The sequence below is a fragment of the Synechococcus sp. A15-60 genome (assembly GCF_014280095.1).
GTDB lineage: Bacteria > Cyanobacteriota > Cyanobacteriia > PCC-6307 > Cyanobiaceae > Synechococcus_C.
This window is the reverse complement of sequence record NZ_CP047933.1, coordinates 2088717-2112397: the sequence shown is the minus strand read 5'-3', so window position 1 is coordinate 2112397 and position 23681 is coordinate 2088717. Positions and strand designations below refer to the sequence as shown.

26 protein-coding genes and 2 tRNA genes are annotated in these 23681 nt (G+C 59.7%); 14 read left to right on the top strand and 14 right to left on the bottom strand.

Translation table 11 applies throughout. The annotated features are described in order from the left end of the window. Positions 1-7 precede the first annotated feature (7 nt). Positions 8-1705, top strand: a complete 1698-nt coding sequence (locus SynA1560_RS11570; RefSeq protein ID WP_186469406.1) for an alpha-amylase family protein — start codon at positions 8-10, stop codon at positions 1703-1705. 18 nt (positions 1706-1723) lie between these two features. Here the strand turns inward: SynA1560_RS11570 and SynA1560_RS11565 are convergent, their stop codons facing one another. The 5 genes from SynA1560_RS11565 to SynA1560_RS11545 form a co-directional block, all read right to left on the bottom strand. Then, complete coding sequence (locus SynA1560_RS11565) at positions 1724-3292, bottom strand: glycerol-3-phosphate dehydrogenase/oxidase (protein ID WP_186500582.1); 1569 nt, start codon at positions 3290-3292, stop codon at positions 1724-1726. Continuing rightward, on the bottom strand, positions 3285-4790 hold the full coding sequence (gene glpK / locus SynA1560_RS11560) for a glycerol kinase GlpK (protein ID WP_186469404.1): 1506 nt from the start codon (positions 4788-4790) through the stop codon (positions 3285-3287). Before glpK ends, SynA1560_RS11565 begins: the two co-directional genes overlap by 8 nt. A gap of 401 nt (positions 4791-5191) precedes the next feature. After that, positions 5192-5413, bottom strand: coding sequence for a hypothetical protein (locus SynA1560_RS11555; RefSeq protein WP_186500581.1), 222 nt, complete (start codon positions 5411-5413; stop codon positions 5192-5194). Positions 5414-5876: 463 nt separating this feature from the next. Beyond that, positions 5877-5948 (bottom strand) — tRNA-Thr (locus SynA1560_RS11550). A 9-nt stretch (positions 5949-5957) separates the two neighbouring features. After that, positions 5958-6039: transfer RNA gene (locus tag SynA1560_RS11545), tRNA-Tyr, on the bottom strand. Positions 6040-6115: 76 nt separating this feature from the next. Between SynA1560_RS11545 and aroQ the strand changes: the two genes are divergently transcribed. The 4 genes from aroQ (at position 6116) to SynA1560_RS11525 (ending at position 9383) form a co-directional block, all read left to right on the top strand. Beyond that, entirely contained in the window at positions 6116-6559 is a 444-nt protein-coding gene (gene aroQ, locus SynA1560_RS11540; protein WP_186500580.1) for a type II 3-dehydroquinate dehydratase, read from the top strand. After that, positions 6556-7224 (top strand): tRNA-(ms[2]io[6]A)-hydroxylase, encoded by a 669-nt coding sequence (locus SynA1560_RS11535; protein ID WP_186469402.1) that lies wholly within the window; start codon positions 6556-6558, stop codon positions 7222-7224. The genes aroQ and SynA1560_RS11535 overlap by 4 nt, the downstream gene beginning before the upstream one ends. Before the next feature lie 45 nt (positions 7225-7269). Next, positions 7270-8886, top strand: coding sequence for a hypothetical protein (locus SynA1560_RS11530; protein ID WP_186500579.1), 1617 nt, complete (start codon positions 7270-7272; stop codon positions 8884-8886). A gap of 263 nt (positions 8887-9149) precedes the next feature. Next, a complete protein-coding gene (locus SynA1560_RS11525) occupies positions 9150-9383 on the top strand; it encodes a hypothetical protein (protein ID WP_186500578.1) in 234 nt (77 codons plus the stop codon). A gap of 22 nt (positions 9384-9405) precedes the next feature. Here the strand turns inward: SynA1560_RS11525 and SynA1560_RS11520 are convergent, their stop codons facing one another. Continuing rightward, on the bottom strand, positions 9406-9963 hold the full coding sequence (locus SynA1560_RS11520) for an acireductone dioxygenase (protein WP_186500577.1): 558 nt from the start codon (positions 9961-9963) through the stop codon (positions 9406-9408). Positions 9964-10014: 51 nt separating this feature from the next. Here SynA1560_RS11520 and cobI point away from each other — a divergent pair, with 51 nt between their 5' ends. Further along, positions 10015-10806: a precorrin-2 C(20)-methyltransferase gene (cobI, locus tag SynA1560_RS11515; protein WP_186500576.1), complete on the top strand. Its 792-nt coding sequence runs from the start codon at positions 10015-10017 to the stop codon at positions 10804-10806. Further along, on the top strand, positions 10803-11429 hold the full coding sequence (locus tag SynA1560_RS11510; protein WP_370523159.1) for a DUF4079 family protein: 627 nt from the start codon (positions 10803-10805) through the stop codon (positions 11427-11429). The genes cobI and SynA1560_RS11510 overlap by 4 nt, the downstream gene beginning before the upstream one ends. Here SynA1560_RS11510 and dusB read toward each other — a convergent pair. Both dusB and SynA1560_RS11500 read right to left on the bottom strand, forming a co-directional pair. Further along, positions 11426-12463, bottom strand: a complete 1038-nt coding sequence (dusB, locus tag SynA1560_RS11505) for a tRNA dihydrouridine synthase DusB (RefSeq protein ID WP_186500575.1) — start codon at positions 12461-12463, stop codon at positions 11426-11428. The genes SynA1560_RS11510 and dusB overlap by 4 nt on opposite strands. Before the next feature lie 48 nt (positions 12464-12511). Continuing rightward, a complete protein-coding gene (locus SynA1560_RS11500) occupies positions 12512-13090 on the bottom strand; it encodes a hypothetical protein (RefSeq protein ID WP_186500574.1) in 579 nt (192 codons plus the stop codon). An 81-nt stretch (positions 13091-13171) separates the two neighbouring features. On the opposite strand from SynA1560_RS11500, the gene SynA1560_RS11495 reads away from it, so the two are divergent. Then, positions 13172-13636 carry a DUF1823 family protein gene (locus SynA1560_RS11495; protein ID WP_186500573.1) on the top strand — a complete coding sequence of 155 codons (465 nt, stop codon included), beginning with the start codon at positions 13172-13174 and terminating at the stop codon, positions 13634-13636. A 19-nt stretch (positions 13637-13655) separates the two neighbouring features. Here SynA1560_RS11495 and SynA1560_RS11490 read toward each other — a convergent pair whose 3' ends face one another. Continuing rightward, positions 13656-14039, bottom strand: a complete 384-nt coding sequence (locus SynA1560_RS11490; RefSeq protein WP_186469394.1) for a L,D-transpeptidase — start codon at positions 14037-14039, stop codon at positions 13656-13658. A 159-nt stretch (positions 14040-14198) separates the two neighbouring features. Here SynA1560_RS11490 and der point away from each other — a divergent pair, with 159 nt between their 5' ends. The 6 genes from der to proC all read left to right on the top strand — a co-directional run bounded on the left by der (position 14199) and on the right by proC (position 18969). Further along, positions 14199-15560, top strand: coding sequence for a ribosome biogenesis GTPase Der (gene der / locus SynA1560_RS11485; RefSeq protein WP_186469393.1), 1362 nt, complete (start codon positions 14199-14201; stop codon positions 15558-15560). Positions 15561-15571: 11 nt separating this feature from the next. Then, on the top strand, positions 15572-16489 hold the full coding sequence (locus SynA1560_RS11480) for a CbiQ family ECF transporter T component (protein ID WP_186500572.1): 918 nt from the start codon (positions 15572-15574) through the stop codon (positions 16487-16489). Between the two features lie 17 nt (positions 16490-16506). Further along, complete coding sequence (locus SynA1560_RS11475) at positions 16507-16773, top strand: PipX family protein (protein ID WP_186469391.1); 267 nt, start codon at positions 16507-16509, stop codon at positions 16771-16773. 23 nt (positions 16774-16796) lie between these two features. After that, positions 16797-17441, top strand: a complete 645-nt coding sequence (locus SynA1560_RS11470; protein WP_186469390.1) for a YggS family pyridoxal phosphate-dependent enzyme — start codon at positions 16797-16799, stop codon at positions 17439-17441. A gap of 116 nt (positions 17442-17557) precedes the next feature. Continuing rightward, positions 17558-18133, top strand: a complete 576-nt coding sequence (locus SynA1560_RS11465; RefSeq protein WP_186469389.1) for a cell division protein SepF — start codon at positions 17558-17560, stop codon at positions 18131-18133. 17 nt (positions 18134-18150) lie between these two features. After that, positions 18151-18969 carry a pyrroline-5-carboxylate reductase gene (proC, locus tag SynA1560_RS11460; protein ID WP_186500571.1) on the top strand — a complete coding sequence of 273 codons (819 nt, stop codon included), beginning with the start codon at positions 18151-18153 and terminating at the stop codon, positions 18967-18969. Here the strand turns inward: proC and SynA1560_RS11455 are convergent. Genes SynA1560_RS11455 through hpf form a run of 5 tightly spaced genes read right to left on the bottom strand, consistent with a single transcriptional unit; the run spans position 18966 to position 23672 of the window. Further along, positions 18966-20141 carry a glycosyltransferase family 4 protein gene (locus SynA1560_RS11455; protein ID WP_186471189.1) on the bottom strand — a complete coding sequence of 392 codons (1176 nt, stop codon included), beginning with the start codon at positions 20139-20141 and terminating at the stop codon, positions 18966-18968. The genes proC and SynA1560_RS11455 overlap by 4 nt on opposite strands. 28 nt (positions 20142-20169) lie before the next feature. Beyond that, a complete protein-coding gene (locus tag SynA1560_RS11450) occupies positions 20170-21552 on the bottom strand; it encodes an MFS transporter (protein WP_186500570.1) in 1383 nt (460 codons plus the stop codon). Positions 21553-21581: 29 nt separating this feature from the next. Beyond that, positions 21582-22370, bottom strand: a complete 789-nt coding sequence (recO, locus tag SynA1560_RS11445; RefSeq protein ID WP_186469386.1) for a DNA repair protein RecO — start codon at positions 22368-22370, stop codon at positions 21582-21584. Next, positions 22367-23047 (bottom strand): deoxyribose-phosphate aldolase, encoded by a 681-nt coding sequence (gene deoC, locus SynA1560_RS11440; RefSeq protein WP_186500569.1) that lies wholly within the window; start codon positions 23045-23047, stop codon positions 22367-22369. Before deoC ends, recO begins: the two co-directional genes overlap by 4 nt. A gap of 37 nt (positions 23048-23084) precedes the next feature. Further along, positions 23085-23672, bottom strand: coding sequence for a ribosome hibernation-promoting factor, HPF/YfiA family (gene hpf / locus SynA1560_RS11435; RefSeq protein ID WP_186469384.1), 588 nt, complete (start codon positions 23670-23672; stop codon positions 23085-23087). Positions 23673-23681 lie beyond the last annotated feature (9 nt).

The window sequence follows — 23681 nt, the reverse complement described above, 5'->3', positions numbered from 1 at the left end:
CGGCTTGATGAGTCAGAAGCTGCCGTGGTGGAACGGAGCCGTCATCTATCAGTTGATTGTGCGCAGCTATGCCGATGGCAATGGCGACGGAATTGGTGACTTGCAGGGGTTGGCCAACCGTCTCCCTTATCTGCGCTGGCTCGGCGTCGAAGCGATCTGGCTGACGCCCATCTATCCGTCACCGTTGCAGGACGGTGGGTATGACATCACCGATTTCAAGGCGATTCATCCCGACCTCGGAGATCTCTCTGCGTTTCATCGGGTGCTGACTGCAGCGCATGGGCAGGGCATCAAAGTGGTGATGGACCTGGTCATGAACCACACCAGCACCCTGCATCCCTGGTTCCAGCGAGCTCGTTGGGCTCCAAAGGGCAGTCCTGAACGAGACATCTATGTCTGGAGCGATGACCCCCATCGTTATGCGGATGCTCCGGTGCTGTTCCGTCATTTCGAGTCGTCCAACTGGGAGTGGGACGAGGTGGCTGGCCAGTACTACCTGCACCGGTTTTTGCGTCATCAGCCCGACCTGAACTACGACAACCCATTCGTCCAGGAGGCGATGCTGGATGTGGTGGATTTTTGGATCGAGCGAGGTGTGGACGGCTTTCGGCTGGATGCTGTGCCGTTTCTTTTTGAGGCCGAAGGCACCCGCTGTGAAGGTTTGCCTGAAACGCACGCGTTTCTGAAGCGTTTGCGAGAACGGGTCAATTCCCATGGCCGTGATGTGCTCCTGCTCGGGGAAGCCATTCAGCCCCTGGATGAGATCGCTCCTTATCTGATGTCAGATGAGCTGCATGGAGCGTTCAACTTCGTCTTAACCGCCCATTTGTTCGCTGCCATTGCCAGTGGTGCAGTCAAAGACTTGTGCTCCTGTCTGAAAGAGGCGCAGCAGACCGTGCGTGGATGCCGGTGGGCTCTGCCATTGCGCAATCACGACGAGCTTTGGCTGGGCGATGGCCACCTGGTCCCCGAACAGGTGATTCAGACCATTCGCGCTGGTCTTCATCAAGGTCAGGGGCACTGGCTCAACTGGGGCATTAATCGTCGTTTAGCCCCTCTCCTCAATGGCGATTCAGGTTCCAACCGGGTTCTGCATGCTTTGCTCTACAGCCTTCCCGGAATGCCTTGCCTCTACTACGGCGATGAGTTGGGCATGGGGGACTGGCCTGGACTGCGAGATCGCGATCCCAACCGCACTCCCATGGCGTGGACTCCAGCACGAAACGGCGGGTTCTCGACAGCACCCGATCCCCTGCTGGTGCTCCCACCGATCACCTCTCCGGGCTACGACTACCGCGTGGTGAATGTGGAGGTTCAGAAGCAGTTCCCTGCCTCACTGCTGAACTGGCATCGGCGCATGCTCACCTGTCGGCGGCTGCTACCTGCCCTTCGCCATGGTGACTTTGAACTGTTGCACTGCACCCATCCGAGTGTGATCAGCTATGTGCGCTGTGATGGCGGGATGACGGTGCTGGTGGCTGCCAACCTGTCTGCGGCGGGGGCCTCTCTGCGGCTCGACCTCAGCCGCTGGCGCGGTGAGCGAACCCGTGAGGTGCTCTGGGGCTGTGAATACCCGCCTGCATCAGAGGCGTGGTTTGTGTATCTGCCTGCCCATGGATACAGCTGGTGGCTGATTGGTGAGGTGGAAGACGTTATTGAAGTGGAGGATGTGCCGGAGGCCGAGCACGCCCCGCAACCCCTTTGAACGCAGCCAGCCCAGCCTTCAAGCATCTAAAGCAAGCGCTGAGCTCTCATCCCTGCCGCACTCTTCAAGAATCGCCCTCACCGCTGGTGTGAGGCGGTTCGCTTCGCCACAGTTCACCATGGCCAGACGATTCCGTCGTGCCAGCAGATCGGTGACGCTATGAGCATGTTCTGCGTTGACGGCGTGGCGAAGCTCTCCCTCACAGATTGGAATCACGTCGCTCAGTGGTTCCCGTTGTGAGACCGTCCATCCGTTCACCAGCTCGGCTGCAGCCAGCCCGTGATTGCCCTCCAGGTGCTCGATCTGGTTCTGAAGCCAGGGGGAGTCAGGAAGCAGATCGCTCAGTTGCTGACGTTGTTGTATCAGTCGTTCTGAGGTCTTGGATGGATCGACGTCGGATCCCAATAAAGGCAGCCTTTTGGCAGGTGGCAGGGGCCTGTCCAGTTGCTTGGCAACGGCATCCAGCGTGTCGATTGCCATTGGACGGCAGGTGGTCCATTTACCGCCCATCACACTCACCAATCCACTCGGCAGGGTCTCCACCTCGTGCTCCCGCACGACACGGCTGCTGTTCAGATCAGCATCGGCGGGTTTGAGGAGCGGTCGGCCGCCCGCCCAGCAGCTGCCGATCTCGGGGTCACCCATGTCAGGGAACCATCGTTTCACATAGTCGATCAGGTAGGTCTGCTCCTGATCGGACGGCTGTGCCGCCTGCTCCTGAGGGCAGGCAGTATCAGTGGTGCCCACCAGCGTGGCCCCGAAGAACGGCAACATGAACAGAACCCGTCCGTCATCGGTGGAGGGCAGCAGCAGTCCCATCCGTTCAGGACAGAGGTTCTGCTTGAGCACGATGTGAACACCGCGGCTCGTGAGCATGCGTTCACGGCAGTCCCCCTCTGCCATGCGTCGCACCGCATCGGCATGCAGTCCGGTGGCATTGACCACCGTGCGTGCACGCCAGCGCTGACGTTCCCCGCGTGCGTTTTCGCTGATGGCGCCACACACCTGCCCGTCGCTTTTTTTCTCCAGTGCGACCACTGGCATGCGGTTCCTCACGACAGCACCGGCCTGCTCGGCGGTCAGGGCCAGCAGCAGATTCAGGCGAGCATCGTCGAATTGTCCATCGCTGTAGGCCACTCCCCTGCGAATGTCGTCACGAAGCTGGGGCAGGGCAACCTGCAGCTGCTGCTTCGTTAACAGTCTGCTGTTGCCGATTCCTGCCTGGCCAGACAGGGCGTCATAGAGACCGAGCCCAAGGCGGTAGTAGAGCTGCCCGATCACGCAGTCGGTCGGTAGCGCGAGCTCCAGGCGATGGGCCAGAAATGGAGCTTGCTGCAACCAGTGTCCGCGTTCCAGCAGGGCTTCCCTCACAAGGCGCAGCTGCGCTCGGTCAGCGGTTTTGAAAGCCAGCTCGAGATAGCGGACACCGCCATGCAGCAATTTGGTGCTACGGGAGCTGGTGCCACTGGCGAAGTCATTCGCTTCGAGCAGCGCAACCCGCAGGCCGCGGCGGACGGCTTCATAGGCGACGCAAGCACCGCTGGCTCCGCCACCGATGATCAGAAGGTCGTAAGCGGTGTCATCCATGCCAGTGAAGACTCCTTGCGACAGCATCGTTCCAGCGCTTAAGCCAGGCTTGTCGTTCTTCCGTTCCCATCGAGGGGTTGAAGCTCTCGGTCTGCTGCTCTTGCGCAGAGACCAGATCACTGAGATCGGCAATCACTCCCGATTGCACGCCTGCCAGCAATGCCACTCCCCGCGCGGTGCTTTCCAGGTGGGCTGGACGTCGCACGCGCAGACCTGTGCTGTCGGCCTGCGCCTGCAAAAGGGGATTCGAGGCTGCTGCTCCACCGTCGACCGCGAGCTCGCCCAGGCTGTGGCCAATCGACTGCTCTGCAAGCTGCACCAGGCCAGCCACCGAAAGGGCGATGCCGTCGAGTGCTGCACGGGCAATCTGGGCACGACCGCTGTCCCGGGTTAACCCGATCAGCAGCCCACGGGCGCCTGGATCCCAATGGGGGGTTCCCCAGCCGGTGAACGCCGGGACGAGCATCACGCCTCCCGAGTTCTCCACCCCATTGGCGAGCCGGTTGATCTCATCGGCGGTTTCGATGATGCCGAGCCCATCCCTCAGCCACTGAACAACGGTGCCTGCGTTGAACAAGCTGCCTTCAAGGCAATACGTCGGTTCACCCTCTTCATCCGTCCAGCCCAGCGTGCTGAGCAGTCCCGCATCACTGCGGCGGATCGTTCTGCCCGTGTTCACCACCAGGAAGGCACCGGTGCCGTAGGTGCATTTGGCTTCGCCAGGCTCAAGGCATAACTGCCCGAGAGTGGCGGCCTGTTGATCACCCAGAAGCGCGCGGATGGGCACGCCCGCGAACGGCAGCCCTGGCGCGATTGCGCCGAAATCACCTCGGCAAGGCACCAGTGTCGGCAGGGCACTGGTCGGAAGCAGGGCCTGCGCGCAGAACGGTTCCACCCATTCCCGGCGCTTGAGGTCCATCAACAGCGTGCGGCTGGCGTTGCTCATATCGGAGCAATGCCGAGTGGCCCCGCTCAGATGCCACAGCAGCCAGCTCTCCACTGTTCCAAAGCAGAGATCCTCTTGGTTGGCAGCTCGGCGGGCTGCCCCCTCGTTCTGGATCAACCAGTGGATTTTGCTGGCGCTGAAGTAGGGATCCAGAAGAAGCCCCGTACGCACTCTCCACTCCTTTTCCAGACCTTCCTGCTTCCATCGCTCGCAGAGATCAGCTGTGCGGCCGTCTTGCCAGACCAGAGCTGGGCCGCAGGGCTGCCCATCGCTGCGGCGCCAAAGAATGGTGGTCTCGCGTTGATTGGTGATGCCGCAGGCGACGACAGCACTGCGTTGTTCTGGAGTCAGGGATTGCTCCAGACGGCTCATCGCCAGACGCTGGCTCTCCCAGATGGCCATGGGGTCTTGTTCCACCCAGCCATCAGCGGGGTATTGGATCGCTAGAGGAGCAGTGGCACTGGCGATCGGACACCCACGGTCGTCGTAGAGCGCGGCCCGGGAGCTACTGGTGCCTTGATCCAGTGCCAGCAGGAGTGGCGGTGCAGCCATGCGGGAATTGTTTCCCACGTGCTAGCTGGGGGGAGAAGGTCCTGCAAAGGAGCGTGAGGAACAATGAAGTGTTTGCTCAGGTGTTGTCTGTTCTGCCTGGAAACCAGTCACCCTTGAAGTTGTTTATTCCTCTCTTGCAGTACTAAGGCGGTTGGTTATTAATCCAATCCTCTGGATTTGAGGATGCATCAGTTGGAAGACTTTCAATCCCTGTTCAAGATATGGTCTGAGATCGCGAAGGACTGTTGTGTTGCGGTGCTCTCATCTTGTAACCAGAACAACACCAGTGCTCAGATTCAGATTGAGCGTTAAAGGAAGAACTTTGGTTTGTCTTGATCGTGTTGCAGCACGGTGTCTCAATCCACAGTGCCTCAATCCACAGTGTCTCAATCCACAGTGTCTCAATCCACAGTGTCTGCGTTCCCCTGCTGCCGGCTTCCTGCCGGCACCGTCTGTTTTTTGTCTGTCGCAGCGGAGAAGAAATCGACAGCCTGCACTAGCAGGCTTTCCGCACCTAGATAGACCGTGGGGGGTCTGTGCTCAAGTGGGTATTTCATAATCTGATCAAGCATGATCTCAACGCTTTTCAGCAATGGATGGTCTGGGAAGACCAGCAATTGCATGGGCAATTGGTCTAGGGAAAAGATCGTGAGCTTCGCTCTTCGACTGGGGGATTCATGCAGTGGGCAACACTAGGCATTCACGATGTTGGTCCTGAGTCGATACAGCGAATGCTGCATCCCAAGGTTTTTGCTGGATCCAATCACCCAGCCACTGGGTGAAAGTGAAACCAAGGTGTCATCAAGACAAAACTGACGTCTAATCTGAGCGGTACTTGTTGCAGGAAATGGGCAGATTGATGAACTTTGCGAGTCATTGATTCCGTTTTGCAGACGTCAGATTGGTTCAGTTTTCGTCATCTCCATTTTCTGAGAGGCTGTCTGGAGTTTTGAACAACCGCGAGCAAGGTTCTGATTCGCTTGCGGCGTGCGGAGCTGTATTCACCGCGGCCTGCACTTGGCTGTCAACTTGGAATCAATCCAGGCCTGCGACTTGGATCAACACCCGGTGCCTGGGTGTTGGGAAAGCCCTTGTCGAGACTTGAACTCGAGACCTCTCCCTTACCAAGGGAGTGCTCTACCGCTGAGCTACAAGGGCATGTGTGGATGGGCCGGGTTGGATTTGAACCAACGTAGGCAGAGCCAGCGGATTTACAGTCCGCCCCCATTAACCACTCGGGCACCGACCCGACACACCGCGATAATTTACCAGTCAACGAGGACCACCCTGCTGGATACGATCGGGTGACACCGCTGGCACGGGCGATGCAACTGCTGCTGCTCAATGGGCCCAATCTCAATTTGCTCGGTCAGCGGGAGCCTGGCCTTTACGGTCACCAGACACTGGATGTGATCGAGCAACAACTCAAAGAGCGTGCTGCTGCTGCTGGGGTGCGACTGGATTCTTACCAGAGCAATTTTGAAGGTGCCCTCGTAGAGCGGGTTCACCAGGCGATGGGGACGGTCAACGGCATCTTGATCAATGCCGGTGCCTTCACCCACACATCCATCGCGTTACGCGACGCTTTGCTAGGCGTGGCCATTCCTTATGTGGAGCTCCACCTGAGTAACACCCAAGCGCGTGAGTCGTTTCGTCATCAGTCCTATCTGGCTGATCGCGCGGTTGGTGTGGTGAGCGGCTTTGGGCCTTTCAGCTACGACCTCGCTCTTGATGGGTTGCTGAATTACCTGCGTCAGGTGGAAGCATGACCATCGCTGCATCCACAACCCCTGTTGAGTTCAAAGAGGCCTCTCTTACATCCACCGTAAGCAGCATTCGTTGGCTTGCTGCTCCGACTAGTCGTCTCTGGGTGGAGCAGGCGATCGCTAAGCCGATGCAGGTTCTCATCGACCATGCCCATTGCGAGCGCAAAGCGGCTGGCTCAGCTGTTCAGCTGATGTTTCGCTATCTGTGTGAACCTGGCCTCGGTGAGGTGTTGAGCCCGCTGGCGCGTGAAGAGCTTGCGCATTTTGAGCAGGTGTTGGATCTGCTCAAATCGCGTGGTCGTTACCTTGAGCCGTTGCGCTCATCAGGTTACGGAGCGGATCTTGCTAAGCAGGTGCGACGGGGGGAGCCTGATCGGATGCTGGATTCTTTCCTCGTTGCGGGCCTGATTGAAGCGCGCAGTCATGAACGCATGGCTCTGCTTGCAGAACACAGTCCTGACCAGGCGTTACGGACTCTTTATGGCAGCTTGCTTCAAAGTGAAGCTCGTCACTTCGGTGTGTATTGGGTTCTTTGCGAGCAACGGTATTCAAGAGATGTGATCGTGCCTCGTTTGCAGCAGTTGGCTCAGGCCGAAGTTGAGGCCTTGTGTGGAGAACTGGTGCATCCCGATGATGTGCGGATGCATTCCGTTGGTGTCGATGCCTGATGCGTCCAGGCATTCTTTTAGGATCAAAGAATCTGCAATGATTCAATGAGTGGTAGCGGCCATTCCCAGCTTGATGTCCAAAGTGTTAATAATGTGACTCAGCCTCGTCCGATTGGACGTGGTGAATTGTGGTCAGAAGCAGCTTTTCAAGACTTTTTTACATCGGTTGTTGAGCGTGAACTGGGTAATGTTATTGATTACAATGTTCATCTGGACTCTGATAAAGATGTTTATAACACTCATGAAATCTATGCCGGCCCAGATGGGATGGTGTATTTCACCCAGAGCATGCATGACCGTGTTGGACGTCTCACGCTTGATGGACGTGTTGAGCTTTTTGAACTTCCAAAAGGGTCTTACCCCCATGGAATCCGGTTTAGTGAAGACGGTCGTTTGTATGTAACTCTTGAGGATTTTGATCAAATCGTTGAACTCAGCAAACGTGATGGTTCTATCATCACGACTTATAGCGTTGCGTTCGATAATCCTCAGACAGAGGGTGTTGTGGGACCGCACGGTTTCGCCATCGATCCCCAAGGCAAACTTTGGTACACCGGCCGCACCTCTGATGTGCTGGGTTGGGTTGATCCTGCGACGGGAGAACATCGTCGTTTTGAACTACCGACTCGAGCTGCCATCGCTCCCAATTTCAATCATGACGCCATCAAGCCGGCAGCCAGTGCTCCAATCAACATCGAGTTTGATCAGGTGGGAAACGCATGGTTTGTAAACCTGCAGACCAATCAGATTGGAAGGATTGATTTAAACGATAAGTTGAGCCTTTTCGAGATCGAAGGTTTCGGGACTGATAACACACGTCCGATCAATATTTATCAAGGACCCGAAGGCTTTATCTGGGTCACAATTGAAGGCGATAACAGCCCTGAATTGGTTGGTTCGCAGCAAAGCTTGGGTGGTATTGCCCGCTTCGATCCTGCCTCTGAAACTTTCACGGCTTATCCCCAGACTCTTTCCAAAGGTGCAGGCGGTGTAGTGGGTGTGAAGCCGGATTCTGTCTGGTTCCAATACCAAGAAAATGACCTAGTTCGCTTGGATGTTGATGAATCAGGACGCCGAGATCAAACGGTTTTCCCATTGCCTGACATCGGTTCCCGTAACCGTGTGATGCACCGGATCGGACAGGGGCCTGATGGATCAATGTGGTTCACCAGTTTGAATGCGGATCTTGTCAGTCAGATCGCGACCGAAGAGCAGGGTTTGCCTGTGTATTCCTTTGATGCTTCATCGACCAGAAATCAATACTTATCGTCGGTACCTCAAGAGTGGACTCTGCTACTAAGCGAGAGTTCGGGCGCTGAAGAACCTGATCCTTTGTTCCTCAGTACTGCAGACCTCAGCGATTCTGTATCGACATCGCGTTTCCGTGATCAGATCACTGGCCAAACGGTCTGGACGGCAGACCCCACGGAGCGATTTATTTGGTCGCAAAGTTTTCGGTATGAATACATTGCTGAGGATTTCCGCGTTTTTGATGAGATTGACGATGCTCAGAACCTCATTCCTGTTTACCGAACATTTGATGATCAGGCGCGTGTGTTCCGTTGGTATGTAGATCCACTCAGCGTGGACCCCGCTGATCATGCTTCAGCGAACATTGCATGGTTTGCACACGCCATTCCCGACAATGCAATGTATGGCTGAACTCTGAATGAGCGAGGACTGGCTGCTTGGCCGGTATCGCTCCGGGTTGAGGTGTCTGTTTTTGAGGGATGCTTCGGCCTTTTCGCGATTTCGATCTGAAGGAGTTGATCAGTGCCCAGCTTGTTTGTTGCGTCAGGTTTGGTTGAGATCGTCGCAAGGCATCAAGGTCAGACTTTCGTGACTTTGGATCGCAAGAGGTCTGACGAGGCGCGCAATGTTGTTTGGGCCGCTTCTAGGATTGGCCCAGTGATGTCGCGTGTCGAATGATTGACCCTGTGACCGCTGTTGCTGACTCCCTGCAGGCTCTGCGGAATGGCACCACCGACGAGCAGTGGAATGGCCTCAAAGCCGATCCACTCCTTCGTGATCTCATTGGCCGTTGTGCCGACCTTGAAGCAGCTTTGTTGCTCGCTGATGAAGGGTCGGTGAAGGTGGCAACTGGCAAATCCGCTTCCTTCAAGTCATCTGTGGATTCCCGGCTGCTCCTCGCGGCTTGACGGTGCAACTGCAACCAACCGGCTACAGCGGGCTTGCGGGGGTTGTGAGTAGGGGATAGCGGCTGGCAATGGAATCCCCTGTGAAGTCAGCCACCCATCCGCTGGGATTGCAAAAAAAGCGAATGGCGCAGAACTCCGGCTCCGGCCCCATATCAAACCAGTGACGCGTTCCTGCAGGAACGCTGATCCAATCCGAGGCTTTGCACAACACCTGGATCACCTCGTCCCCAAGGTGAAGGCAGAACAGGCCATGGCCCTCCACGAAAAAGCGAACTTCGTCTTCGCTGTGGGTGTGTTCATTCAGGAATGTCTGGCGCAGGGTGGCTCGTTCGGGATGGTCCGGCTGGATGCGAATGGCATCAACGGTGGGATAGTTCCCGCGCGCCTGGGTTCGTTGGATGTCGTGCTTGTAGGCAGCCAGGATCTCCTCCTGGCCAGCGCTTTGGTCAAGCCGCGTCTGTGTTAGCCAGCGTTCAAAGCCAATTCCGCGTCGCTTGAGCTCCCTTTCGATCAGAGCTCTGTCTTGGGTGTGCAGAAGCACGTCGCTGGAGCGATCCGAAAACAGCGTCAGCTCACTCATGCTGCAAATGGCCGTGGAAACAGCCCCTGACCAACCCATTCAGCATGCTGGATGGTTGATCCGTCCCCCGCGCCGTTGTCCTTGGCACCCAAGTTTGCTCCTGATCGGTTGACGCTGGTAGGAGTTGGTCCTGGTGATCCAGAATTGCTTACGGTCGCTGCGGTGAAGGCCTTGGAGCAGGCCGACGTGGTGGCTCATCCTGTGGCCCGTGAAGGAGAGTCGGGGATGGCATTGGCCATTGCTTTGCCGTGGTTGCAGCCGCAACAACTACTTCTGCCCCTCGCGTTCCCGATGGTGGCGGAGGCAGAGCCGAGAATTTCCGCCTGGCACGAGGCTGCCGACGCACTCGCCCGCCATGTGAGGACAGGTCGCAGGGTGGTGTTGCTCTGTGAGGGGGATGTGTCCCTCTTTGCAACGGGTAGTTACGTGCAGCTGGCTCTGCGTCGGCGTCATCCCGACCTTTCCTTTGCGCTGATTCCTGGGATCCCTTCGGTTTGTGCTGCTGCTGCCGCAGCAGCAGGCGTGGCGGTCGATCTTCCCTTGGCACTCCAGCAAGAAGGACTGCTGATCCGTCCATGTCCGGAGACGGCTTCGGACTTTCGCAAACTCCTGCAGAGCGCACGCTATGCGTCGACTGTGCTCGGGTTGATCAAAGTGGGCCACCGTTGGCCCTGGGTGTGTGCGGCTCTGACGGAGATGGGGCTGCTGGATCAGGCTCTGTTCGCGCAACGGGTGGGTTGGTCTGATCAGTGGGTGGCTTCCGCCTCTCAAGTGCCCCCCGATGCGAGACCCTATTTCTCACTTCTGCTGATCCGTCAGCTCTGGCCTGAGGTGTTGCCTTGATTGCTGCCTTTCCATCGCTTGCCGTGAGCCAATGGTTGGCGTTGGTGCATCCAGTGCTGATCATTCTGTTTGTCTATCCCGTGATCGGAGCAACGATCAGGTTGGGGATCCTGGCCAGGGAGCGGCGGTTGCAGCTCAATCCGATTGCTCCCACGGTTCCTGTGGAGCATGTGGATCATGGCCGCTGGGCCACAGGTGCTCTGCTGTTGGCCGTGCTCATTGCTTTGGGTCATGGATTAGCGGGTGCTGGCGCTGGTTTGGCGACCTGGCTTGTGGTTTCTCTGCAGGCTGCGGCTGCTGCCGCAGCTTTCGTGGCGCTCCTTCGCACGCGGCGTTTGATGTTCCGTTTGCTGTTCGCATGGAGCTGCTGGCTGTTTCTGCTGCTGATCAGCCTGCAGCCTTTGTTGATGGCGGAACGGTCTCTCCTGGCTCTAGCGATCTGGGAATCCCACACCTGGGGTGGCCTCGCGCTTCTCGCTTTGCTCCTGTTCACGATTGCTGTGCAGCGGGAGATCGCCAGCAGGCTGTGGATGCGCCGATTGCATGTGTCCCTGAATGTGTTGGTGGCACTGTTGCTGGCGACCCAAGCGATTACGGGTACCCGTGACCTTCTGCTGGGCTAGGCAGCCTTGGCCTCTGACGCCAACTGGTCCTGCTGGTGCTTCAACAACTCCAGGGCGAGATTTGGCGTGGAGGCCCGCATCAGTTGCTGGCGGAATTGCGAGGCACCAGGGAAGCCAGTGCATGTCCAACTCATGTGTTTTCGCGCGATCAGCAGGCCGTGATCGCCTCGTGCTTCCACCAGGGCCTGCAATTGTTCAGCCGCCAGCATCAGGCGTTCCCGTGGGTCTGGTGTTGGTGGGATGGGCCGTCCATTCAGTGCGGCATCGATTTGACCCACAAGCCAAGGGGCGCCCATCGTTCCACGTCCCACCATTACGCCATCAGCACCGGTGACCTTCAGGCAGCGCAAAGCGTCGTCTGGGCTATTGACGTCGCCATTAGCGATCACGGGGATGTGGAGGCTTTGTTTGACGGCCGCGATCGCGGCCCAGTTCGCGTTGCCGCTGAAGCGTTGTTCGCGGGTGCGGCCATGCAGGGTTAAGAGCTGAGCCCCGGCGTCCTGGAGCCGGCGACCCCAGGCCACAGCATCAGCCTGCGTTGACGGCTGCTCCGTTCCGCCGCACCAGCCGAGTCGAGTTTTGACGGTCACTGGCACGCCAACGGCGGCAGCCACGGCGTCGACGATCTGGCAGGCCAGCTCAGGATCGCGGATCAGGCCGCTCCCACCGCCTTTGCGTGCAATCTTGCGCACCGGGCAACCCATGTTGATGTCCACCAAAAAGGCGCCGGCGTCTTCAGCCCGACGAGCGGCATCTGCCATGGCTGCAGGTCGGTGGTCGAACAATTGGACGCCGATTGGTCCAAGTTCTCCGCTGAGTTCTTCCACCTTGGCTCGGCCATGGCCGAGTTCGAGGCTGGTGGCATTCACCATTTCGGTGAATAACAGGGCGTCGGACGACCAACGCCGCACCAGGGAGCGGAAGATCCGATCGCTGACGCCTGCAAGCGGTGATTGCAGAACGCGGCAGCGCAAGGTGCGCTCAACGCGGCTGCCATGCAGTCTCAGTTCCCTGGTGATCAATGGGGATGCCATCACGCCATTGTCGCCAGTGGCCAGTGGCCAGTGGCCAGTTTTGGCGAATCAAGCCATGGATTCATCCAAGCCGAGTTGGTGGCGGGTCCGGTGCACCTGCGTTTCGATGGCATTGCGCAGCCAGGCCTGCGTCGACCAATCTTCGTGGAGCGCCAGTCGCTCAACGTCTTGTAGGAGGTCAAGGGGGAGCGCAAGGCTCACCTCCTGGATGCTGTGCGGGCTAGCAAGTCCCCCCTGATGCGGTGCGTCCAGATGGAGGATCTGCGCTTTCAATACCTGCAGTTTGGTGCCTGGCTTCTGCTGGCGACGCCAGACCTGACGCAGGGTCAGTCGCACCTTGCAGCCTGGCCGCACCCGTTGAAGCCCTTGGTCTCCCAGGGGAGAGTCGCGACGGTCCACAAACACCGGAGTGCTGCTGCTTGTGGACGTGCTGTAGATGAAGCACACCCTGCCGTCGCCATGCCAAGGGGGCGCAGCCTTCCCAGTCGACAGCCGTTTCAGCATGCGGCGCTGGTCGCGCTTCACTGCCGTCATGACTTCCTCAGGCAGCCGAAAGACCAGCCGCTGGTAGGCCTGGTTTGCCACCAAAGACGTCTCCGGCTCGAGTGTGGTGTCAAACACGTACATGAAGCGGTCGGTAAAGGTGCTGCTTAGAGGGTTGCCAGGGGGCCCTCAGCGCCGAAGCATGGTCAGATCTGCATGCTGCTGATGACGTTTCCCAGCTGGAGTCTGACCCGGCCTCTGCTGATGGCGATTCTTGAGGACCGTTTGAGCGATCAGTTTGTCGCCCAGCTGGTGTGGGAGCGTTTGGGCTACCGCCCCTCCAGCGCCGTCGACGGTCTCTGGCGAGCCGGTCCGCAGACACCCTCCGACTGGGGAGAAGCTTTCCCTGAGGCCCCTCAGGTGATCGCCATGCGGCCGGCTTCCGTGCGTCTCACGCGTTCGATTCCGAAGCCCTACAAGCAGCTTTTGAAGGAGCAGCTCCACTTCACGGGCTATCGCATCGGTGAGCTCTATCCACGCCGAACCCGCCGGGCCACGGTGGTCAACTGGTTGCTGGCTTCCTTGGCGCTTGAGGGGAAGCCGCTGCTTGAAGAGGGGGCGCTGCCGCCGCTGTTGGAAGCGCCGGCCGATCCGGTGCAGGGGCATCCTGGCGACCCGCCAGTGGGCTAACTAGTGGGCTAAGTGGGCTTCAAGCTTGGATCACCACCTTGGTGCCTTTGGGCGTGTTCTCGAACAGCCATTGCGCCTGGTGGGTTGGCATGCGAACGCATCCACGGCTGCGAGGAACGCCAAAGGCCTGACCAGCCTCCTCCTGCCAGGGAGCTCCATGCATGCAGATCATTTCGTTGGAGGTGATGCACATGGCATAGGGCACGCCTGGTGCCACATATCCACGACCGCTCATGGTCACGGATCGGTATTTGGTGAGCACCTGGGCTTCTCCTGTGGGCGTCGGCGTTGACGCCTTACCGGTGCTCACGGGAATCACCCGCACGATCTCCTGATTGGCGTCGTAAACGGTCAACTTCTGGTCGGAGAGGTCAACCACAAGAGTGGCGATCAGTTCAAGCATGATGTTGTGACAGCGGCCGCACTGCACTACTTAGCTGTCTCGCTTTGGTCTCACGAGTCTCGCCCCAAAAGAATTCCTATTCGTTCGCGCCAAGAGATCGTGAGGGGCTGTCACGCAGGCGCCTCTGTACTGTCAAGTCAGTCCCCGCTTGAGACCCACTTGGCGCGTCCCGTCGTCGCGATCATCGGGCGCCCCAACGTTGGCAAGTCCACGCTGGTGAATCGCCTTTGCCGCAGCAGAGAAGCCATCGTTCACGATGAGCCAGGGGTGACCCGTGACCGCACGTATCAAGACGGTTACTGGGGAGATCGCGAGTTCAAGGTTGTGGACACCGGTGGGTTGGTGTTCGACGATGACAGTGAGTTTTTGCCGGAAATCCGAGAGCAGGCGGCTCTGGCTCTCGAGGAAGCCAGCGTTGCCTTGGTGATTGTGGATGGGCAGCAGGGGCTGACGGCTGCCGACGAGTCCATCGCTGAATTTCTGCGCGGCCAGCCCTGTCCGATTCTGCTCGCTGTCAACAAGTGCGAGTCGGCCGAGCAGGGTCTGGCCATGGCGGCTGAATTCTGGAGCCTTGGTCTCGGCGAGCCCTATCCGGTGTCGGCCATCCACGGTGCTGGCACGGCCGAGGTGCTGGACCAGGCGCTCAAGTTCTTCCCTCCCAAGGATCAGGAGGGTGATGAGGAAGAACCCATCCAGATGGCCATCATCGGCCGGCCCAATGTGGGGAAATCCAGCCTGCTCAATGCGATTTGCGGTGAACAGCGCGCCATTGTCAGTCCGATTCGCGGCACGACCCGCGACACGATTGACACCAGCATCGTGCGGGAAAACAGGCCTTGGCGTCTGGTGGACACGGCAGGAATCCGTCGTCGCCGCAGTGTCAACTACGGCCCTGAGTTCTTCGGGATCAACCGCAGTTTCAAGGCGATTGAACGCAGTGATGTCTGTGTTCTGGTGATTGATGCGCTGGATGGCGTCACCGAGCAGGATCAGCGCCTGGCGGGCCGGATTGAGGAAGATGGCCGGGCCTGTGTGGTGGTTGTGAACAAATGGGATGCCGTCGAGAAAGACAGCCACACGATGACCGCCATGGAAAAGGAGCTGCGCGCCAAGCTCTACTTCCTCGACTGGGCTCCGATGCTGTTCACGTCGGCACTGACGGGGCAGCGGGTGGACAGCATCTTTGCTCTGGCTGCTCTCGCAGTTGAGCAACATCGCCGTCGGGTGAGCACCTCTGTGGTCAATGAGGTGCTGAAGGAAGCTCTGAGTTGGAGAAGTCCGCCTACCACCCGTGGCGGCCGGCAAGGGCGTTTGTATTACGGCACGCAGGTGGCCAGTCGTCCGCCGAGCTTCACGCTGTTTGTGAATGATCCCAAGTTGTTTGGTGACACCTATCGCCGCTACGTGGAGCGCCAGATTCGAGAGGGACTTGGCTTTGATGGATCACCGCTGAAGTTGTTCTGGCGGGGCAAGCAGCAGCGTGATGCCGAACGGGATCTCGCCAGGCAGCAGAACCGATAGGGCTGATCGCAATGGATTGGCTGAGGCAGATCCCGATTGGGCAGTACGTGGATGGTGCCGCGGGGTGGCTGCGTCAGCTCGACCCGCGCCTCAAGCTGTCGTGGGTGCTGATGTTTCTGCTCACACCCGTGCTTGCGGGGCCGATTTGGCGGTTGGCGCTTGTGCTGGCGCTTGTTCTCATCACCGCGGTCAGTGGCTTACCGCCACGTTTGTGGTGGCGCTCCCTGCTGCTCGTTGTTCTTTTGGGCTGTGGCATCGGTCTGCTCGCCATGCTGCTGCCCACCGGTGAGCCTGGCGCCAGCTTGAACCTCCGCCCCACTGAAGAGGTCCCGGGTCTCCTGTTGACATCGCCCTCCTGGGAGTTGGTGCGCCTCGGCCCTCTTCAGCTCGGTTCGTTCCAGCTAGGCCCGCTCGTAGTCGACAGACGTTCGGCTGAACTGGGCCTCAACAGCGCCACGCTGATCGTGACGGTGGTGCACAGCGTCAATCTGATGCTGCTCTCCACGCCCAGTGAGGAGTTGATGTGGGCGCTCAGCTGGTGGCTGGCTCCGCTTGCCAAACTCGGCGTGCCCGTGGATCGGCTCAGTTTTCAATTGTTGCTTGCGCTGCGTTTTCTTCCCCTGGTGCAGGAAGAGCTTCAAAACCTGCTGCGTTCCCTGGCCAGTCGAGCCGTCAATCTGCGCCGGCTTGGCTTTAAGGCCTCGTTTGGACTGGTGTTGTCGGTGGGTGAACGTCTGTTGGCCAACATCCTGCTTCGAGCTGAACAGGGGGCTGAAGCCTTGATGGCTCGCGGTGGAACTTGGTTGCCCGCCGAAGCCTTTCGCCCCGAACCCTCGTCACAGATCGGTGCCCAACGGCTTCTCAATGGGCTGGCTGCTGTTGGCCTGGTCTTGGTGCTTGTCCTGCGCGGCAGGTACGGTGCCCTGTAATCACTATTCGTGGATCTGTGAGCGCTGAGGGTTATCTCAATCACCCCACCTTTGGCATGCTTTACAAAGTGGCGCCAGCTGGCGAGGGACGGGATGTCTACGCCACGTTGTACGCCCAGCGCATGTTTTTCCTGGTGACACTGCAGCCACGTGGGGCTCAGTTTGAGGTCATTCCTTATCTCGATGCTCGGCATCATGCTGAACTGAACTTGGCCCGGAGCCGTCGGGATTCACCGGAAGAGCACGAGAGCTGGAAGCAGCTGTTTGATCAGACCTTCATCTGAGCCATGCACGTGGGGCAGCGCGGATGACGGAGCTTCAGAGCCGCTGGGAGCAGTTGCGCGACAGGCTTCCCCATGGCGTCCATTTGCTGGCTGTCAGCAAGCGCCAGCCTGCCTCGGCGGTGCGTGAGCTGGCGTGTTGCGGCCAGTCCGACTTCGGAGAAAGCCGTGTTCAGGAGGCGCTGCCGAAGCAGCAGGAGCTGTCGGATCTGGCGGGTCTGCGCTGGCATTTCGTCGGACGGTTGCAGGCCAACAAGGTGCGACCGGTGGTGAAGGCCTTCGATTGGGTTCATTCCATCGATTCGCTGTCTCTCGCGCAGCGTGTCTCTCGCATTGCGTTAGAGGAGAACCGGCGTCCTTCGGTGTTGTTTCAGGTCAAGCTTCGGCCTGATCCTGACAAGACGGGCTGGGACCCCATCGAGCTGAAGCAGGCCTGGCCTGGCTTGCGTCAGTTGCAGGGTCTCAATCCTTGCGGGTTGATGACCATGGCCCCGCTGGGGTTCTCAGAAGCTGATCGTCGCGGTCTGTTTCAGGATTGCCGACAGCTCGCCAATGCCATGGATCTGCCGCAGTGCTCGATGGGCATGAGCGGCGATTGGCCTGAGGCCGCAGCTGCCGGTGCCACCTGGGTGCGGGTTGGATCAGCGCTGTTTGGTGCTCGCCCCCAGTGAGGGCCCTGAGAGCGGCGGATCACGTCCACTGTCCGGAATGGACATCAATCCATGCGGACACGCTTGCTCACAACTCCGCGGAGCGCTATTCAGGGACAAGGTTCCGCAGATTTCCGGTGTCGCTGATTTCTCGCCTTCGTGCGGTCGTTGCAGGGGATGATTACCTGGACGGCGACTATGACGAGCTCGATTACGACACGGGTGAGCACGATGATGCTGTGTCGGGCATGACCTCTGCGAACAGCAGTGCTCTGGCTCCACTCGATGCATCCAATCCGTTTGAGATGGATCAAAGTTTTTCAGGCACCAATGTGATCGGTATGCCAGGCATCAGCTCCAGTGCTGCTGAAGTGTCACTGATGGAGCCTCGTAGCTTCGACGAGATGCCCCGTGCCATTCAGGCCCTGCGCGAGCGCAAGACCGTCATCCTCAATCTCACGATGATGGAGCCTGATCAGGCTCAACGTGCCGTGGATTTTGTGGCTGGTGGCACTTTTGCCATCGATGGCCATCAGGAGCGAGTTGGCGAAAGCATTTTCTTGTTTGCCCCCAGCTGTGTCACGGTTACCAATGCCAGTCAGGAAGAGAGCACCACGCCCACGGTGGTGACCAAGGATGTGGAACAGGCGTCTTCTGACGCCAGCGTTGCTCCGGCTCCGGCCTGGGCGGCGTCTGACGCCACAGCCCTCTGACCAGCGCGTCTGCTTCGGTGACTGCTTCCGTCGGTGTAATCGGTCTGGGCCGAATGGCTCAGGCCTTGGTGCGACCGCTGGTTGAGCGTGGCATTTTTGCGGCCTCCGATTGCATTGGAGTTGTGGCGCGTGAGGACAGCGCGCAACGTCTGCGCACTGAATTGCCAGCGGGCTTCACGGTGGTTTCGGCTTCAGACCCCCAGGCCGCGCAAGCCTGGATGGCTCCGGTGCAGTTGCTGGCGGTCAAGCCCCAACAACTCGACGCTGTGGCCGCTGGTGTGTTGCCACCCGCGGACTCGACGTCGTCACTGGTGATTTCGGTGTTGGCGGGAATCACTCTGGAACGACTGCAGCACACGTTTCCAGGCCGTGTGTGTGTTCGAGCGGTTCCCAATACTCCCTGCCTCGTAGGTGAGGGTCTGTGTGGACTGGCTTGGGGCCAGGGTGTGACTCCCGAGCAACAGCGGTGGGTGCGGGATGTCTTTGCTCCGGTCAGCGAGGTGTTGGAATTGCCGGAATCGAGGCTGGATGCCTTCTTGGCTCTGACCTCCTCAGGTCCTGCCTACGTGGCTTTGATCGCTGAAGCCCTTGCCGATGGTGCCGTAGCGGCGGGGCTTCCCCGTGACCAGGCGCATCACCTGGCGCAGCGCACTCTTGGCGGGACGGCGGCACTGCTGCAACAACAGAAGCTGCATCCCGCCCAGCTGAAAGACATGGTCGGCTCACCGGGGGGCACCACCATGGCTGCCGTGCGCAAGTTGGAGCAAGCCGGTCTGCGGTCGGCGCTCATCGAAGCGGTTCTGGCTGCCACAGAACATGGCAGCTCCCTGCGCTAAGCCGCTAGAGGTGCGGTGCGTGTGAGTTCGCCGTAGAGGCGTTCAAGCGCATCGATGTTGCGAGCCATCGTGTAGCGCTCCATGACCCGCTGGCGCGCCTGTCTCCCCAGTGCTTGGGTGAGCACCGGTTGATCCCGAAGCACGGGGAGCAGCGTGCGCAGCTGACTGGTGACTCCCAGGGTGTTCATCACAATGCCGGCTCCTCCGGCGAGCACCTCACCGTCGGCCCCAGCATCCGTGGCCACGCAGGCGCATCCGCTGGCCATGGCCTCTAGCAATGCCAGCGATAAGCCTTCTACTAACGATGGCAGCAGGAAGACTTCGGCGGATTGCAACAGTGCCACGCGCGTGGCGAGGTCTGGCTCGTAGCCCCACCACAGCACGTTGTCCATCTGGCCGTAGCTGTTCTGCAACGTGCTGCGCAGCGGACCATCGCCAACGATGACCAGACGACAGCCTGGCGTGTCCACAAGTCGCCAAGCCTGCAACAGCGCTTCCACGTTCTTTTCAGTGGAGATCCGTCCCATGTAGAGGAAAACGCGCTCCGTTCCGAGGCGTGAGCGCACCCTCTGCAGCTGACTTCCAATCGCAGAGGGCATGGCATCGGCCGGTCTCCACTGAGCTATGTCGACTCCGTTGGGGATCACCGCCAGGCGATCCTCGCGGACTCCCAGGCGTGCAAGCACATCGGCTTGCAGCTCAGAGAACACAATCACCCGGTCATAACGGGCTAGAGCAGGGGCATACAGCTGGTACGTGAGCTGCTGTGTTCCTGCTGTGAGGTTGCGCAGGCCGGCATCGAAGGGAGGGTGGAAGGTGGCCACCAAGGGAACCTGCAGCTGCTGGCAGAGCTCGGGAAGTCGGAAATCCAGCGGCGAGAGGGTGAGGCTGGCATGCACCAGATCTGGCTGGAGGCGATCAAGCGAATCCCGTAGCTCGCGCTGTGCTCCAGGAGAAGGGATCGTATAAACCTGCGATTTCACGAGGTAGGGCAGGCTTACATCCGGATCGTTGGCCAGGAGGGAGGTACTGCTGCCTGGGGCTTTTGGATTGTCGAAATGAATGAAGCTGGTCTGATGACCACGGGCCTTCAGGGCTTCCGTTGTGCTCAGCCCGTAGGTGACATTGCCGCAGAACGGAGTTTTTTTGCCCAGCCAGGCAATATGCGTCAAAGCCACTGAGGGACGGGCTCCGCAAACGCTAGCAGCGCTGCCAGGGGCGCTCGATCAAGGCGGCCACCAGCGCCAGGCCCGCCAGGATCCATAACACCGGCAGCAGCCCCACACTGCTCACCAAAGCGCCTGCCAACACAAGAGGAAGGCTGAGGGCAATGTTGATCAGATTGTTCTGCAGCCCGAACACGCGGCCGCGCTGTGATTCAGGCGTGTCCTCCTGGATCGTGGTTTGCGCGGGGATGGCCACCAGAGCGGCACCGATGCCGAGCAGTGTGCAGAGCCCGAGGGTGTAAGTGAGATTGCCGCGCAGTTGCCCAAGCAGCACGAGGCTCCAAGTGATCGCGCCCAGTCCCGCGGCTGCCAGACGGCGGCGGCTGAATCCATGGCCCACCTGTGCCACCACGACGGCCCCGATGGCCATCCCGAGCCCGCTCATGGCTAGCAGGCTTCCGAAGCCGGTGGGGCCAAGACCCTGAATGGCGGACGCCAAGCTGATGGCCAGGACGTAGAGCGCGGCCAGGAGGCTGTAGAGCAGCACCAAATGCACCATGGCCGTCCGCACCGAGGCGCGTTCACGCAGGACCTGAAGCCCCGCCACGATTTCTTTCCAGACCGATTCCCCTTGATGGGCTCGGGGCTGTTCACGCATCCGGATCGTGCTCAGCGAGATGGCCGCAATGCCATAGCAAAACGGCAGAAGCAGAAATTCACCACCCTTGAGGCCAATGCCTTGGAAGAGGCTGTCCAGTCCCCGCAGGATCGGATCTCCTAGAGCGAAGCCAACAATCGTGGCTCCCATGCTGGTGGCTTGGTAAAGCGAATTGGCTGCCAAGAGGTGCTCCTTCGGCACCAACAGCGGAATGGCAGCCTGCTCTGCCGGTGCGAAGAACTGGGTGAGCACCGATTCCAGAAAGGTCATGACCAGCAGGGCCCAGTACCCCCAGCTGAGGCCGAGCCAATGGGGCCCTGGCAGCAAGAAAAACGGGGTCAACACCACGAGCAGAGCGCGTAATCCGTTTGAAGCGACCATCACCCGCCGTTTGGGCCATCGGTCGACCCAGACTCCCGCGACCGAACCCAACACCATGGCTGGGATCGTGTTGGCGACGTAAACCCCTGTTGCCAGCAGTGTGATCCGTTGCGCACGGGTCTCGAAGTCCATGCGGATCGCTGATGCAATTTCCGCGAGGGCGCCATTTTCCTGCGGTGTGCTGGTCACCCAGTACTGGGCGATCAGGTACACCATCAAAACGATGTAGAACTTGTCCGCCAGTTGCGAAAAGATCTGGCCAATCCAGAGACGGCGAAAGCCGTCGAAGCGCACCACCGTCTGCAGGCCCCGAGGACCCTCCGGGTTTCCACCGGTGGGGAGCGCGGGCTCCGGACTGTTCAGGGAAGATCCGCTCACGGTGCCTGCAATGTCCGGGTCATGATCGCTTACGGCGCAGGCAAATAGTCGCTCACCATCTTCAGAGAGCGCACGGGGCGGGGTAGATGCACCCGGCACCAGCAGTCGATCAGAGCCAGGAGTTTGAGCCAAACCGAACGTGGTCCCATTAGTTCTCCATTCGGGCGCCTGGGAAGATCCGGCCGGGGCAGCCGTTGCAGCAGGGCCAGTTCGGAGGGGTTGAGCTGCAGCCTGGCGCCAGGAAGGCTCCCAAGCGCGAGGCCTTGCTCGGGCAGCAGGCTGCAGCGCCATTCCCACTGACCGATCGGCGGAATCAGCTCAGCACCGCTCTGGCAGCAGATCTGAAGCGGTAGGCCATAGCCGCCGAGCGCTAGCAGGTGCACGCCCGCTTGAACCAGCATCGCCAAACTGAGGTCCGGGTTGGGTTGTGGGGAGCGGCTCAGGGCCTCCAGTCGCTCTAGGTGAATCAGCACCGTCTCCAGTAAGCCTTGAATGGGGTCGTCATCGCTCACCAGTGCGATCGAGAGCTCTGCTAGGGCTTGGGCGGCCGCCAGGGTTTCCAGATGCTGCCCCACGCCGCTGAAGTTGTGACGCACCTGCAGCTGCCGCACGCGTTGGAGGCCGCGGCGCCCCACCACCTGCAGATCCAAAAGGGTGAGGGGAACGGCTGCAGCAAGGCTGCTTTTGGGGCGGCGAGCGCCAGGCACGGCCAATCTCACCACCCCGGCTTCGTCGCTCAAAAGTGTCAGCAGCCGATCGTGCTCACCCAGTGGCCCTACTTTGAGGGCGAGGCCCTGCAGGCGTCTGTCGCCGCTCATCGCTGCTGGCGCAGGGCTTGCACCAGCGACGGACCATGGCCGGTGCCTAGGCCCCTTGCACCGGCTTCCACCAGATCCAGTGCGTGCTCGAGCTCCCGGATTCCACCTGCGGCCTTGATGGCACAGCGTCCGCGCGTGTGTTGTCTCAGGGTTTTGATCTGTTCCGGTGTGACAGCGGGCCCGAAGCCGTTGCCGGCTTGTAGTGCCGCGGCGCCCGCATCCATGGCAGCTTCCGCCGCCAAAGCGAGCTGTTCGTCCTGGAGCTGATTGACGTCGAGAACCACCGTCATGGGCAGATCCAGCGCGGCAATCGCAGCCAATTCCTCGGCGAAGGTGTTGGCCCGGCCATTCACAAGTGCGGACCAATCGGGGGTCACATCCAGGGCGTCAGCGCCATGGGCGGCGGCCCACTCCGCCTGCGCTTGCTTCAGTTCGGCCGGCAGAGCGCCGAATGGAAACCCCACTGTGGCGGCCAGTTGTACCGGTCCGCGTCCCCCGAGCCGCTGACGCACTGCCTGGAGGTGGCTCAGGCTGACGCAGACGCCACCGAAACCAAGCTGCCTTGAGGCATCGCAGAGGGTGTGAAGCTCCTCCTCCTGGAGCATTGGGTTGAGCAAAGCCTGGTGGATCAGCGGGGGAAGGTCTGGCAGGTCCTGCCGCCGCGGTGACATGGTCATCGCTGGGGAAACAGACGGAAGAACCGTCGCGAAAAGTTCAGTTGCGAGCTTGGATCACGCCGTATCCACCGTGATTGCGTCGGTAGATCACTTGCAATTCATCACTGGCACGGTCGCGGAACAAATAAAAATCGTGATCGATGAGGTCGAGCTGATGGCGGGCCTCGTCGACACTCATGGGCGGCATGGCGAAATATTTGCGCCGCACGCCGGGGTTCGGCAGCTGTGCTTCTTTGCCATCCAGCAGCGATTCCTCTACAGGACTGTCGTTGAGAACCGCCTCGGTGGCCGGGGTTTCCGTGGCGCGATGGCCGTGGCTGTGATGGTGATCGCTGGTGCGGTCCTTGAATCGACGCAGCTGACGGGCCAGTTTGCTGGCCACCAGATCAATGCTGGCGTAAAGGTTTTCGCTGCGTTCCTGGGCTCGGATCACGGTTCCATTCGCGAACACCGTGACCTCGGCTGTTTGTTGCGGAACTCTGGGGTTGCGGGCCACCGATAGGTGAACATCCGCTTCTTGGACAAGATCGTTGAAGTGATGAATAGCCCGGTCAAGCTTGGTTTCGGTGTAATCCCGCAATGCGGGCGTCACATCCAAGTTGCGACCATGGATCAACAGCTTCATGCATCCCTC

Bases quoted from the DNA above. Each gene is read 5' to 3' on its own strand.
- SynA1560_RS11565 (WP_186500582.1), bottom strand. From the start codon at position 3,292: ATGGATGACACCGCTTACGACCTTCTGATCATCGGTGGCGGAGCCAGC.
- SynA1560_RS11525 (WP_186500578.1), top strand. From the start codon at position 9,150: ATGATTGACCCTGTGACCGCTGTTGCTGACTCCCTGCAGGCTCTGCGG.
- SynA1560_RS11480 (WP_186500572.1), top strand. From the start codon at position 15,572: ATGGATTGGCTGAGGCAGATCCCGATTGGGCAGTACGTGGATGGTGCC.
- SynA1560_RS11530 (WP_186500579.1), top strand. From the start codon at position 7,270: ATGAGTGGTAGCGGCCATTCCCAGCTTGATGTCCAAAGTGTTAATAAT.
- SynA1560_RS11520 (WP_186500577.1), bottom strand. From the start codon at position 9,963: ATGAGTGAGCTGACGCTGTTTTCGGATCGCTCCAGCGACGTGCTTCTG.
- glpK (WP_186469404.1), bottom strand. From the start codon at position 4,790: ATGGCTGCACCGCCACTCCTGCTGGCACTGGATCAAGGCACCAGTAGC.
- hpf (WP_186469384.1), bottom strand. From the start codon at position 23,672: ATGAAGCTGTTGATCCATGGTCGCAACTTGGATGTGACGCCCGCATTG.
- SynA1560_RS11535 (WP_186469402.1), top strand. From the start codon at position 6,556: ATGACCATCGCTGCATCCACAACCCCTGTTGAGTTCAAAGAGGCCTCT.
- SynA1560_RS11470 (WP_186469390.1), top strand. From the start codon at position 16,797: ATGACGGAGCTTCAGAGCCGCTGGGAGCAGTTGCGCGACAGGCTTCCC.
- SynA1560_RS11490 (WP_186469394.1), bottom strand. From the start codon at position 14,039: ATGCTTGAACTGATCGCCACTCTTGTGGTTGACCTCTCCGACCAGAAG.
- SynA1560_RS11555 (WP_186500581.1), bottom strand. From the start codon at position 5,413: ATGCAATTGCTGGTCTTCCCAGACCATCCATTGCTGAAAAGCGTTGAG.
- dusB (WP_186500575.1), bottom strand. From the start codon at position 12,463: ATGGCATCCCCATTGATCACCAGGGAACTGAGACTGCATGGCAGCCGC.
- cobI (WP_186500576.1), top strand. From the start codon at position 10,015: ATGGTTGATCCGTCCCCCGCGCCGTTGTCCTTGGCACCCAAGTTTGCT.
- recO (WP_186469386.1), bottom strand. From the start codon at position 22,370: ATGAGCGGCGACAGACGCCTGCAGGGCCTCGCCCTCAAAGTAGGGCCA.
- SynA1560_RS11570 (WP_186469406.1), top strand. From the start codon at position 8: ATGAGTCAGAAGCTGCCGTGGTGGAACGGAGCCGTCATCTATCAGTTG.
- SynA1560_RS11495 (WP_186500573.1), top strand. From the start codon at position 13,172: ATGACGTTTCCCAGCTGGAGTCTGACCCGGCCTCTGCTGATGGCGATT.
- SynA1560_RS11500 (WP_186500574.1), bottom strand. From the start codon at position 13,090: ATGTACGTGTTTGACACCACACTCGAGCCGGAGACGTCTTTGGTGGCA.
- aroQ (WP_186500580.1), top strand. From the start codon at position 6,116: ATGCAACTGCTGCTGCTCAATGGGCCCAATCTCAATTTGCTCGGTCAG.
- deoC (WP_186500569.1), bottom strand. From the start codon at position 23,047: ATGACCATGTCACCGCGGCGGCAGGACCTGCCAGACCTTCCCCCGCTG.